Annotated in this window: 8 protein-coding genes and 1 pseudogene; 2 read left to right on the forward strand and 7 right to left on the reverse strand. The window is 73.9% G+C overall.

The annotated features are described in order from the left end of the window. Positions 1-2: 2 nt before the first annotated feature. From pcrA to ACIBEC_RS23130, 3 genes are all read right to left on the reverse strand, one after another. A complete protein-coding gene (gene pcrA / locus ACIBEC_RS23120) occupies positions 3-2,642 on the reverse strand; it encodes a DNA helicase PcrA (RefSeq protein WP_360495140.1) in 2,640 nt (879 codons plus the stop codon). A gap of 82 nt (positions 2,643-2,724) precedes the next feature. Then, positions 2,725-3,429, reverse strand: coding sequence for a response regulator transcription factor (locus ACIBEC_RS23125; protein WP_360495137.1), 705 nt, complete (start codon positions 3,427-3,429; stop codon positions 2,725-2,727). Next, a complete protein-coding gene (locus ACIBEC_RS23130; protein WP_396288791.1) occupies positions 3,422-4,762 on the reverse strand; it encodes a PspC domain-containing protein in 1,341 nt (446 codons plus the stop codon). The genes ACIBEC_RS23125 and ACIBEC_RS23130 overlap by 8 nt, the downstream gene beginning before the upstream one ends. 263 nt (positions 4,763-5,025) lie before the next feature. Between ACIBEC_RS23130 and ACIBEC_RS23135 the strand changes: the two genes are divergently transcribed. Together ACIBEC_RS23135 and ACIBEC_RS23140 are read left to right on the forward strand one after the other, a co-directional pair. Continuing rightward, the gene (locus tag ACIBEC_RS23135; protein WP_360495134.1) at positions 5,026-6,456 is read left to right on the forward strand and encodes a PspC domain-containing protein; all 1,431 of its coding nucleotides are present in this window, start codon (positions 5,026-5,028) and stop codon (positions 6,454-6,456) included. Beyond that, a complete protein-coding gene (locus ACIBEC_RS23140) occupies positions 6,453-6,662 on the forward strand; it encodes a hypothetical protein (RefSeq protein ID WP_360495131.1) in 210 nt (69 codons plus the stop codon). The genes ACIBEC_RS23135 and ACIBEC_RS23140 overlap by 4 nt, the downstream gene beginning before the upstream one ends. A 73-nt stretch (positions 6,663-6,735) precedes the next feature. Here ACIBEC_RS23140 and ACIBEC_RS23145 read toward each other — a convergent pair whose 3' ends face one another. The 4 genes and pseudogenes from ACIBEC_RS23145 to ACIBEC_RS23160 form a co-directional block, all read right to left on the reverse strand. Beyond that, entirely contained in the window at positions 6,736-7,179 is a 444-nt protein-coding gene (locus ACIBEC_RS23145; RefSeq protein ID WP_396288793.1) for a ubiquinol-cytochrome c reductase iron-sulfur subunit, read from the reverse strand. Between the two features lie 48 nt (positions 7,180-7,227). Further along, positions 7,228-7,755, reverse strand: a pseudogene (locus tag ACIBEC_RS23150) (DoxX family protein); the annotation flags it as partial. Positions 7,756-7,957: 202 nt separating this feature from the next. Next, the gene (guaA, locus tag ACIBEC_RS23155) at positions 7,958-9,553 is read right to left on the reverse strand and encodes a glutamine-hydrolyzing GMP synthase (RefSeq protein ID WP_360495125.1); all 1,596 of its coding nucleotides are present in this window, start codon (positions 9,551-9,553) and stop codon (positions 7,958-7,960) included. A gap of 1,013 nt (positions 9,554-10,566) precedes the next feature. After that, positions 10,567-12,210 carry a proline-rich domain-containing protein gene (locus ACIBEC_RS23160; RefSeq protein ID WP_360495122.1) on the reverse strand — a complete coding sequence of 548 codons (1,644 nt, stop codon included), beginning with the start codon at positions 12,208-12,210 and terminating at the stop codon, positions 10,567-10,569. Between the last annotated feature and the right edge of the window lie 147 nt (positions 12,211-12,357).

Consider the following 12,357-nt stretch of genomic DNA (forward strand, 5'->3'; position numbering starts at 1 on the left):
CGCTACAGCTTCTCGACGGGCGCGTAGCGCAGCAGCAGCTGCTTGCGCCCCTGCGTGCCGAAGTCGACGGTGGCCTGCGCCCGGTCGCCCACGCCCGTCACGGCCACCACCGTGCCCAGCCCGAAGCTGTCGTGGGTGACCCGGTCGCCGACGGCCAGCGAGACGCCGTCGCGCTCCACCACCTTGCCGCCGCGCCGCGCGGACTGCCCCCAGCCCGCCTTCGGCGAGGCCGAGGCCGAGAACGACGACGAGGACGAGGACCCCGAGGACGAACGCGAACTGCCGCCCCCGGACGAGGACTTGCCCCAGGACGAGCCCGAGGAGTAGCCGCGCTGGGCCGGCGCCTGCACCGCCCCGGTGCGCTTCCACTCCACCAGCGTCTCCGGGATCTCCTCCAGGAACCGCGAGGCCGGGTTGTACGCCGGCTGTCCCCAGGCGCTGCGCAGCACCGAGCGGGTCAGGTACAGCCGCTCGCGCGCCCGGGTCAGCCCGACGTACGCGAGCCGGCGCTCCTCCTCCAGCTCCTTGACCTGGTTGAGCGCCCGCATGTGCGGGAAGATCCCGTCCTCCATGCCGGTCAGGAAGACCACCGGGAACTCCAGGCCCTTGGCGGTGTGCAGGGTCATCATCGTGATGACGCCGCGCCCCTCCTCGTCCTCGTCCGGGATCTGGTCGGAGTCGGCGACCAGCGCGACCCGCTCCAGGAAGTCGGCCAGCGAGCCGACCGGGGGCGCGCCGTCCTCCTCGGCGTCCGGCCGCTCGCCCGGGTCCTGCTCGTACTCGAGGGCGACGGAGGCGAGTTCCTGCAGGTTCTCCACCCGGGTCTCGTCCTGCGGGTCGGTGGAGGACTGGAGCTCGGCCAGGTAGCCGGTCTCCTCCAGGACGGCCTCCAGCACCGCCGCCGGGCCCGCGCCCGACTCGACGACCTGGCGCAGCCCGGCCATCAGGGTGTTGAACTTCTTGACGGCGTTGGCCGAGCGCGCGGCCATCCCGTACGCCTCGTCCACCCGCGCCAGCGCCTGGGCGAAGGAGATCCGCTCCCGCGCGGCCAGCGCGTCGATCATCGCCTCGGCCCGGTCGCCGATGCCGCGCTTGGGCACGTTGAGGATCCGGCGCAGCGGCACGGTGTCCTCCGGGTTGGAGAGCACCCGCAGGTAGGCCAGGACGTCCCGGACCTCCTTGCGCTCGTAGAAGCGCACCCCGCCGACCACCTTGTACGGCAGGCCGACCCGGATGAACACCTCCTCGAAGACCCGGGACTGGGCGTTGGTCCGGTAGAAGATCGCGACGTCGCCTGGCTTGGCCTCGCCCTTGTCGGTGAGCCGGTCGATCTCGTCGGCGATGAACTGGGCCTCGCCGTGCTCGTCGTCCGCGACGTAGCCGATGACCTTCTCGCCGTGGTCGCCGGCCGTCCAGAGCTTCTTCTCGCGGCGGTTGGCGTTGCGTTCGATGACGGCGTTGGCGGCGCTCAGGATGGTCTGCGTGGAGCGGTAGTTCTGCTCCAGCAGGATCGTGCTCGCGTTCGGGTAGTCCTCCTCGAACTGGAGGATGTTGCGGATGGTCGCGCCGCGGAAGGCGTAGATCGACTGGTCCGCGTCACCGACGACGCACAGCTCGGCCGGCGGCACCTCGGCGAGGTGCGCGGCGGCCGGGTTCACGAAGTCCCCGTCCGCGGTGCGCTTCGGCGCGGCCGCGACGGATCCGCCGCTCAGCTCCCGGACCAGCATGTACTGGGCGTGGTTGGTGTCCTGGTACTCGTCGACCAGGATGTGCCGGAACCGGCGCCGGTAGTGCTCGGCGACGTCGGGGAAGGCCTGCAGCAGGTTCACCGTCGTCATGATGATGTCGTCGAAGTCCAGCGCGTTGGCCTCGCGCAGCCGCCGCTGGTACAGCGCGTACGCCTCGGCGAGCTTCTTCTCCATCGGGTTGGCGGCCTGGTCGGCGAAGGTCTCCTCGTCGATCAGCTCGTTCTTGAGGTTGCTGACCTTCGCCGTGAAGGACTTCGGCGGGAACTGCTTCGGGTCCAGGTCGAGGTCGCGGCAGACCAGCGACATCAGCCGCTGCGAGTCGGCCGAGTCGTAGATCGAGAAGCTGGAGGTGAACCCCAGCTGCTTGGACTCGCGGCGCAGGATCCGCACACAGGCGCTGTGGAAGGTGGACACCCACATCGCCCGGGCGCGCGGGCCGACCAGTGCCTCGACGCGCTCGCGCATCTCGCCGGCGGCCTTGTTGGTGAAGGTGATCGCCAGGATCTCCCCCGGCTGCACCCCGCGGGCGCCCAGCAGGTAGGCGATCCGGTGGGTCAGCACCCGGGTCTTGCCCGAACCGGCGCCGGCCACGATCAGCAGCGGCGACCCCGCGTGCAGCACGGCCTCGCGCTGCGGGTCGTTCATCCCCTCCAGCAGCTGCGCCGGGTCGATCACCGTACGGGCGGCGCCGTTGCGGTACCAGGCGTCCCGCTCCGCGTCGGCGGAGTGGTCGGTCCGGAACAGCCCGTCCGGGATCGCCTCCTCGTACGCGTCGTACGGAACGTCGTCCTCGTACGGCGGGGGCTCCTCGTCGATGGGCGCGTCGGGCTGCTTCGACCCGGCGGCAAGTGCCTCGAAACCGGGGAGCGGAAGGTCGTCAAAGAGGCTACTCATGGCACTCCGAGTCTATGGCCACCCACCGACAAGCCCGCCCGGCCCGGAGGAACCGGACCGGGCGGGCTAGACGCCGGGGGGATCAGACCAGGCGGCGGGCGGTGGCCCAGCGGGTCAGCTCGTGGCGGTTGCTCAGCTGAAGCTTGCGCAGGACGGCGGAGACGTGGCTCTCGACGGTCTTCACCGAGATGAAGAGCTGCTTGGCGATCTCCTTGTAGGCGTAGCCGCGGGCGATCAGGCGCAGGACCTCGCGCTCGCGCTGGGTGAGGCGGTCCAGGTCCTCGTCGACCGGCGGGGTGTCGGTGGCGGCGAAGGCGTCCAGGACGAAGCCGGCCAGTCGGGGCGAGAACACGGCGTCGCCGTCGGCGATCCGGAAGATCGCGTTCACCAGGTCGGTGCCGGTGATGGTCTTGGTGACGTAGCCGCGCGCGCCGCCGCGGATGACGCCGATGACGTCCTCGGCGGCGTCCGACACCGACAGCGCCAGGAACTTCACCCCACCCTGCTCGCCCATCACGCCGACCGAGCGGCGCAGCACCTCGACGCCGCCGCCGCCGGGCAGGTGGACGTCGAGCAGGACCACGTCGGGCCTGGTCTCGGCGACCACGCGGACCGCCGAGTCCACGTCGTCGGCCTCGCCGACCACGTCGATGCCGGTCACGTCGGTGCGGCCGATCTCGGCCCGGACCCCCGTCCGGAACATCCGGTGGTCGTCCACCAGGACGACCCGCGCGGTACGCCCGGAGCCTTCGGCCGCGGGGACCCCCGTCGGCGCTGCCTCAGTCATTCGTTCTCTCCATCTCCAGCTCGACCTCGGTACCGCCACCCGCCGCCGGCCGCACCCGAGCGGTGCCGCCGTTGCGCTTCATCCGGCCGATGATCGACTCCCGTACGCCCATCCGGTCCTCGGGCACCGTGTCGGGGTCGAAGCCGGGGCCGTGGTCGCGGACGAACACCGACACCGTCCTCCCCTCCACCTCGGCGTAGACCTGGACCGGTCCCCCGCCACCGTACTTGGCCGCGTTGACGGTCGCCTCCCTCGCGGCCTGCATCTGTGCCGCGATCCTCTCGTCCATCGGGCAGTCACCGACGATGACCAGCTCGACCGGGACGCCGTGCCGGTCCTCGACCTCGGCGACGGCGGCGCGCAGGCTCTCCGCCATGGTGTCCGGGGCGGCCTCGGCGGCGGCCTCCGGGCGGTACAGCCACAGCCGCAGCTCGCGCTCCTGCGAGCGGGCCAGCCGCAGCACCTCCTTGGGGTCCTCGGCCCGGCGCTGGATCAGGGTCAGGGTGTGCAGCACGGAGTCGTGGATGTGCGCGGCGATCTCGGCCCGCTCCTGGGCGCGGATGCGGGCGGTGCGCTCGGCGCCGAGGTCCTGCCACAGCCGCAGGCCGTACGGTCCGAGCAGCACCAGCACCCCGGCGAGCACCGCGAGCGAGGCCTCGATGACCGAGCCGAGCGCGGAACCGCTGCCCTGCATGGCGAGCAGCGCGATGGTGCCGGCCACCGTGAGCAGCACACCCGCGCCGACCCGGGTGTAGGCGCCGCGCCGCTTCTCGCCCTCCTCGATGCCGAACCAGCGCTGCCAGCGCGAGTCGTCGGCCTGCCGCCAGACCAGCGCGACGCCGACGCCGATCGCCAGCAGCGGCCAGGTGTACGGCTTGGCGGTCTGCCAGCCGAGCACGTTGAGCAGGGCGATCAGGCCGATCACGACCATGACCAGGGCGGCGAGCTGGGCGAGGCCGCCCTGTCCGCCCTGTCCGCTCTTGCCGGTCGGCGCCGCGGCTTCGCCCTCCGCGAGCGGCGCCACCGGCTCGCCCTGCAGGGTGTGCTGGAGCAGTTGGCGCAGCCGCCCGAGCCAGCCGCCGGCGGGGCCCTTGCTCAGCAGGCCGCTCTGCAGCCCGGGCGCGGCCGGCACGAACACGCCGTTGAGGTACACCCATTGGGCGCCGCCGCGCTGCGCGGGCTCGCCGATGCCGATCGGCACCACGAACCAGAACGCGGCGTACAGCAGCGCGCCGATCCCCTGCGCGAAGAACAGCAGGACGAAGGCGAGCCGCACCCAGCGCACCGGCAGCCCGAGGTGCACCGCCAGACCGTGCGCGACGCCGCCGAGCATGCGGCCCTGCGGGCTGCGGTAGAGCCGGCGGTACGGCGGCTTCCCGCCGTCGGACGCGTTGGACTCGGCGCCGGCCGACGGCACGGCGTCGGAGGCGATGGTTCGGGGGTCGGTACCGGGGGCTGCCACGCCACCGATGGTTCCACGCGCGGCCCCGCGGGCGCATCAGGGTGTGTCCCTAGCCCGTATCAGGGACAAGTCAGGGTACGGGCAGGGGCGCTCCCGGTTGGGCCGGACCCGTACCTGCCGGAAGGATGGTGTCCATGACCGAGGACCCCCGCATCGAGGAGGCCGGGCCCGCCGCCCCGCCGGAGCCGGAACGCCCGCCGCTGACCAGGGCCGAGCACCGCCGTGTGGTGGCCGGCGTCTGCGGCGGCCTCGGCCGGCACCTGGACATCGACCCGGTGGTCTTCCGGGTGGTCACCGTGGTGCTCTGCCTCTCCGGCGGGCTCGGGCTGTTCCTGTACGGCCTGGCCTGGCTGATCGTCCCGACCGACGACCCGTCCAAGGGCCGCGGCGGGCGCACCGAGCTCCAGCGGGTGCTCACCGGACGGGTGGACGGCCAGTCGGTCGGCGCGGTGCTGCTGACCGTGATCGGCACCGGGGTGTTCTTCTCCTCGATGGGCGACGGCGACCAGATGTTCCCGCTGCTCCTGCTCGCCGGCCTGGTCTTCCTGGCGGTGCGCTACGACCCGGACCGCCGCCGCGGCCGGGGGCGTGGCCGCCGGCACGGGGGTCCGTACGACCGCCACTTGCCCGGGTCCGAGTCCGAGGGCCACCTCTGGCCGCAGTCGGCGCCGGACGAGGCTGCCCGCGCCCGGCACGCCGCCGACCGGGCCGCCGGAACGGTCCCCGCCGACAGCCCCGCCCCGGGCGCGAGCGGGTACCTGTGGGACCCGCGCCACCCCGAGCGCAACCCGTACGGCGCCACCTCCGCGACCGCGACCCCGCCGTTCGGCACCCCGGTGCCACCGGTCGGCGGCCCGGCCCAGCCCTGGTGGCAGCGCGCCGACCTGCCCGAGGGCGACCCGCTGCGCAAGGAGCACCCGAAGCGCCGCTCCGAGCCCGCCGTCGTACGGCACCCCCGGGAGCGCTCGGCGCTCGGCTTCTTCGGCTTCCTGCTGGCGATCGGCGCGGCCGCCGCGGTCTGGTCCGCCTCGGCGAACCACCACAACCCCACCGTGCTGAGCGCGACGGCGCTGGCCGCCGCGCTGCTGGTGGTCGGCCTGACCCTGCTGGTCGGCGCGAAGTTCGGCCGGGCCCGCAAGCTGGCGGCGACCGGGCTGCTGCTCACCCTGGCGCTGGCCTTCGTCGGCCACTCGCCGGACTCGATGAGGAACGCCGTCGGCGATCGCGACTGGACGGTCACCGCGGCGTCCGACCTGCACGACCGGTACAACCTGGGGGCGGGCAACCTCCGGCTGGACCTGTCCGGGCTCGCCCCGGCTGGCGGCACCCTCGCCACCAAGGTCGACCTCGGCGCCGGCGACATGACCGTCACCGTGCCGGCCGACCTGACGGTGAACGTGACCGCCCGGGTCGGCCTCGGCGACGTCACCGTCCCCGGCGACCGCAGCAACAGCACCGGACGGCACAGCTATCTGATCGGCCCGGCCGACGGCCAGGCTTCCAAGGGCACGCTCAACCTCGAACTCGGCATCGGGCTCGGCAACATCAAGGTGGTCCAGCAGTGAGGAAGCACCGGCTCGACCTGTTCTCGCTGATCGCGGGCGCACTGTTCACCGTGCTCGCCGTGCTCTACCTGGTCGCCGCGCTCAACGACCAGTCGGTGAACGGGCGGATCGTCATCCCGGTCACCTTCATCGTGCTCGGCGTCGGCGGCCTGGCCGGCGCGGTCGCGGCGGTGGCCCGGCGCGGCCGCCCCGGCCGCGAGGAGTAATCCGCCCCGAGTCGCCGCCCCCGGACTCCCGCCCCCGGACTCCCGCTCCCGAGCGAGCCCCCGGCCCTGGGCCTCAGCTCTGCTGCGGGCCCAGGGTCAGCTTGTCCCCGTCCTTGGTGACGGTGTACTTCGGCAGCGGCTTGACCGCCGGCCCGTTCACCACCGCGCCGGTCGCGGCGTCGAACCGGGAGCCGTGGCAGGGGCAGTAGAGCCGGCCGTTCTTCGGGGCGTCCACGGCGCAGCCGGAGTGGGTGCACACCGAGGAGAGGCCGCAGTACTGGCCCGCCGTGGGCTGCACGATGTAGACGGCGTCCCCGGTGGCCGGGTCCTTGACCTGGGCCGAGCCGCCGACCGGCACGCTCGCGGCGGACACCGTGGGGGCGGGCCCCGGGGCGGCGGAGACCGGGGCCGCCGACTGCTTGGGCGCGGCGCCCTTGTCCCGGCCGAAGGTGCGGGTCAGCGAGCCGGTGAGCAGCCCGGCCCCGCCGATCGCGACGGCCGCGATCCCGCCGTCCACCAGTGCCCGGCGCCTGGCGTGGTCCTCGCCCAGCCCCCGCGCGCGGTCCCGGCCGGCCCGGCGGGCGAGGTAGCCGTCCACCGACAGGTACGGGGTGCCGGCCAGCACCAGCGGGGTCCAGGCCATCAGGTAGGCGAGGTCGTTGCCGAGGTAGTACGGCGAGACACTCCAGCTGACGGTCAGCCAGAGGCTGAGGTTGAGGAGCGCGCCGCCGAGCGCGGCGGCCCGGCCCCAGAGGCCGAACAGGGTGCCGAGGCCGACCGCCAGCTCGCCGAAGGCGATGGCGAGCGCGAACAGGGTCGGGTGGTCGAGGGCGGGGCCGAGCAGGAACGAGATCGGGCTGCCGCCGGCCTTGGCCGCCTGGGTCTGGGAGACGAAGGAGGCCGGGTCGCCCGCCCCGGCCAGGTAGTGCGCGTCGGAGAGCTTGTCGAGGGCGGCGTACCCGAAGGTGACGCCGAGGAAGAGCCGCAGCGGGAGCAGTGCGTACCTGGACCCGAGGGCCCGCAGCTGCGCCGCCCGGTCGGCCCGGCCGGCCGCTCCCCCGCCGGCCGGCACCGAGTTGCTGGCCTCCGACATCCCGCACACCTTCCCTCTCGGCCTGTCACTCCCTGACAGGTCCGGTTCGCATTCTGCCCGCTCCTGACCGCTTTCGGTGGGAGGTCCCACCCGGGGAACGGCGCCCGCACCGCGAACGGCCGCGCCGCCGTTCCCTTCCATACGGGAACGACGGCGCGACCGTTCAGGCTCCGGTCGTCGGTCTAACGGCCGGCGGGAGTGGTCACTCCCACTCGATGGTGCCCGGCGGCTTGCTGGTGACGTCGACGACGACGCGGTTCACGTCGCGGACCTCGTTGGTGATCCGGGTGGAGATCCGGGCCAGCACGTCGTACGGCAGGCGCGACCAGTCCGCGGTCATGGCGTCCTCGGACGAGACCGGACGCAGCACGATCGGGTGGCCGTAGGTGCGGCCGTCGCCCTGCACGCCCACGCTGCGCACGTCGGCGAGCAGCACGACCGGGCACTGCCAGATCTCGCGGTCCAGACCGGCCGCGGTCAGCTCCTCGCGGGCGATCGCGTCGGCGTCGCGGAGCAGGTCCAGGCGCTCCTCGGTGACCTCGCCGACGATCCGGATGCCCAGGCCCGGGCCCGGGAACGGCTGGCGCTGGACGATCTCCTCCGGCAGGCCCAGCTCCTGGCCGACCATCCGGACCTCGTCCTTGAACAGCTTGCGCAGCGGCTCGACCAGCTGGAACTGCAGGTCCTCGGGCAGGCCGCCGACGTTGTGGTGGGACTTGATGTTGGCGGTGCCGGTGCCGCCGCCGGACTCCACCACGTCCGGGTACAGGGTGCCCTGGACCAGGAAGTCGACCGACTCGCCCTGCTCGCCGGCCTCGGCGATGATCTCGGCCTGGGCCTGCTCGAAGACCCGGATGAACTCCCGGCCGATGATCTTGCGCTTCTCCTCGGGGTCGGTGACCCCCTTCAGCGCGCTCAGGAAGCGCTCGGCGGCGTCGACGACCTTCAGCTGCACGCCGGTGGCGGCCACGAAGTCCTTCTCGACCTGCTCGGTCTCGCCCTTGCGCATCAGGCCGTGGTCGACGTAGACGCAGGTCAGCCGGTCGCCGATGGCCTTGTTGACCAGGGCGGCCGCGACTGCGGAGTCCACGCCGCCGGACAGCCCGCAGATCGCGCGCTTGGTGCCGACCTGCTCGCGGATCAGGGCGATCTGCTCCTCGACCACGCTGCCGGTGGTCCAGGTCGGAGCGATGCCGGCGCCGCGGTAGAGGAAGTGCTCCAGGATCTGCTGGCCGTGGTCGGAGTGCAGCACCTCGGGGTGGTACTGGACGCCGTACAGGCGGGCCGCGTCGTTCTCGAAGGCCGCGACCGGGACCACGTCGGTGGAGGCGGAGACGATGAAGCCCTCCGGCGCGGCCGAGCAGGCGTCGCCGTGCGACATCCACACCGAGTGCTGCGCGGGGACACCCTCGAACAGGGTCGAGCCGGAGCGGGAGACGGTCAGCGGGGTGCGGCCGTACTCGCGGGCACCGGTGTTGTCGACGGTGCCGCCGAGGGTCACGGCCATCAGCTGGAAGCCGTAGCACATACCGAAGACCGGGACACCGGCCTCGAAGATCGCGCGGTCGATCTGCGGCGCGCCCTCTTCGTAGACCGACGACGGGCCGCCGGAGAGGATGATCGCCTTGGGGTTCTTGGCGAGCATCTCGGCGACCGGCATGCTGCTCGGCACGATCTCGCTGTAGACCCGCGCCTCACGCACCCGACGGGCGATGAGCTGGGCGTACTGGGCACCGAAGTCGACCACCAGGACGGTGTCGTTGTCCGGCGCGGACTGGACGGGAATTGCAGAGGACACAGACGGCCTTCCGGCAGCGGTATCGAGGTGTCACGCGGAGCCGCCTCCCCCTGCGGGGCTGCGGTGGCGACGGGCGTGGGGTGTCTGGCTCCGATTCTACCGGGCTGTCCGGTTTCACTCGTCTGCCCATCCAAAGGACCGTGACCGGACGGGGCCGCGATTCGTTGCTTCAGACGACCGCACGGCCGCGCCGCGTCCGCCAGACGCGCCGACCGCCCCCCGCGGGGGCATCGCCGTACGGCTGCAGGACCACGCGTGGAGCTTCACCCCAGTCCACCGGCGCATGTGGCGCCGCCGCCCGGCTCCGCCGGGAGCGCGGCTCCGTGGGACCGTGCGCGGGTGCCGCGGTCGGCAAGCAGGGGACAGCGAACCCGGCCGCGACTGGGTCGAGAGGTGGGACGGCCGGAGTCCGGGGACGCCCGGGACCGGCCGTCGCACCCCCGGCCCGATCCGGGGCACACCCGGCGCACGCCCCCGGCCGTCCCGCGCCGCTACGCGCGTCCCCGTGCGCCGCACCCTCCCGACCACTACGCACCGTGATCATCGGCGGTCGCCCTGACAGCAAATGGACAGGATCGAACTGTGCCGAATCGGTTGCAGAGCGAGCCCCTCGTCCAGCACGATGCTCGTTGTAAGCGGTTCTCCCGGCGACCTGACGGCTCACCGAGAGGGCCCGCCGACGACGTTCCGCAGCCGCCGCACAGCCAGGCGACAGCGGTTTTCACTTCACGCTCCGTGAGCGAGGGACCGGCGCAGACCTGCGCGCCGCCTGCCGCTCCACGAGCGCCCGCGCCCCAGACCGCCGGCCACCCACGCCGGAGCCGCGAGGGCGCGACCCCAGGCCAACCGACACGACGGCGCTCCTCCCCCGGCGCCGTCACCCCAGCACCGGCGCGGCCCTGACGCCGAGTGCTGAACGACAAAGGGCCCCGCTCCCCCGCGGGGCCCTTTGCCCGTTCCGGACGCCTCCGCCCCCGGTCCGGCCGCCCTGTGCCGTCCGGACCCTTCGGACCTCAGGGGTGCTCGCGCCAGACGCTCGGGTCCACCGACTCCTCGCCCCGGGCCTGCGGCGCGTCGGCGGGGACCGAAGTCCCGGCCGCGGGGGTGGGCGGCGCCTCGTGCGAGCCCAGCACCTCGCCCACCCCGGCCCCGGGGGCGGTCGGCCCGTCCTGCGGCACGGCGGCCTGCGCGGGGACACCGTGCGGCGGACCGCTCTGCACGGGAGCGCCCTGCGCCGGACCGCCCTGCGCGGGGACGCCGTGCGGCGGCATCGGCCCGTGCGGCACCTCCGGCGGCACGGGCGCGGGCGCGTACGGATACGGATGCGGATGCGGATGCGGAGCAGCGCCCTGCGGCGCGCCCCCGCCGCGGACCGCCGCCAGCAGCGGCGGCACCAGCAGCGCGCCGGCCACCGCCCAGGCCGCGTTGGCCGCCAGGACGGTGAGGAAGGTCAGCCCGACCGAGTTCTCCTGGGACACCGCCGTGTCGGTGGCCCGGCTCCAGCCCGCCACGGACGAGGTCCGGGTCATCATCGCCCCGGCCACCGCCATCAGCGCGGTGAGCGCCGTGGCGTGCACCGCCGCCAGGCGCAGCCGGTCGGCCGCGTCCAGTTGTCGCCGGTACGCCGTCCAGCCGAGCAGGCCCGCCGCGGCGAGCGCCAGCAGGCCGGCCCAGCGCCAGTCGGCGGTCACCTGGTCGCGCAGGTCGAAGAAGGAGAGGTCCAGGTCCTCGCTGCGGTCGCCCCAGGACGTCTTGCCGCCGGTCATGCCGCTGTGCGCCTGGAAGGTCGCGCCCGAGCCGAAGCCGAGCAGGGTGAGGCCGAGGTTGGGCAGGAAGGCCAGCGACAGCCCGGTCTGCCCGCCGCTCGTGCTGTTCGCCGCGACCAGGACGAAGGCCGCCGTCGCGGACAGGGCCACCGACAGCGCCATCGCCTGGCCGGCGGTCAGCGCGGCCACCGCCCAGCCGCGCACCGACCGGCTGCGCCAGGCGGCCCAGCGCAGCGCGTCGGTGCCGTAGACGGTGAAGGCCAGCAGTCCGGCCAGCAGCACGGTCCAGCCGACCGCCTCCGGCCAGCCGGCGCCCGCGGTGATCACCGGCCGGGCCAGGTCCTGGCCGCTGGTACCGGTGTAGTCCGGGATGTCGTAGGTGTCCTGCGGCTGCCAGGTCGTACCGCCGACCGCCCAGAGCACCGTCGTCACCCCGGCGAGGACCAGGGCGGTGCGCAGCGCCTCACCGGCGGCCTGGACCCGGGTCAGCTGGCCCTCCACCGCCTTGCGCCGCCGCAGCCCGGCCCGCAGGCCGAACCAGAGCGCCAGGCACCACAGGGCGGTGACGGTCATCGGCGCCACCCGGAAGACGATGTCCATCCGTTCGGCGTGGCCGCGGCTCAGCGGGCTCTGGTACCCGAGCTTGAACGGCGCGCCGAGCGCGTTCAGCGCCATCGACAGTGTCGCGCCGAAGCGGTCGCCGAAGTCGGGCGACCGGAACCGGTACTCGTACTGGTAGTCGCCCGGGATGGCCGCGATCAGCGCGGCCATCAGCAGCACGGCGGTCGGCGCGACGGCCGCCCTGAACGCCGGGCGCCAGTCGGGCCCGGTCAGCAGACGGCGGACGGGCGGCGGCTGGGTGTACGGCGTCCCGGCGCCCCACGTGCCCACCGCGGGCGGGGCAGGCGGGGCAGGCAGAGGCGGGGCCACCGCAGGCGGGGCAGGCAGAGGCGGGGCAGGCAGAGGCGGGGCCACCGCAGGCGGGGCAGGCAGAGGCGGGGCCGCGGCGGGCGGGGGCGGGGGCGGGGGCGGAGGTGC

Source organism: Kitasatospora sp. NPDC051164, from assembly GCF_044455625.1.
Lineage (GTDB): Bacteria > Actinomycetota > Actinomycetes > Streptomycetales > Streptomycetaceae > Kitasatospora.

What these genes read in the sequence shown, in the direction of transcription:
- ACIBEC_RS23125 (WP_360495137.1), bottom strand. Translation starts at nt 3,429, where the DNA reads ATGACTGAGGCAGCGCCGACGGGGGTCCCCGCGGCCGAAGGCTCCGGG.
- pcrA (WP_360495140.1), bottom strand. Translation starts at nt 2,642, where the DNA reads ATGAGTAGCCTCTTTGACGACCTTCCGCTCCCCGGTTTCGAGGCACTT.
- ACIBEC_RS23130 (WP_396288791.1), bottom strand. Translation starts at nt 4,762, where the DNA reads ATGCTCGGCGGCGTCGCGCACGGTCTGGCGGTGCACCTCGGGCTGCCG.
- ACIBEC_RS23135 (WP_360495134.1), top strand. Translation starts at nt 5,026, where the DNA reads ATGACCGAGGACCCCCGCATCGAGGAGGCCGGGCCCGCCGCCCCGCCG.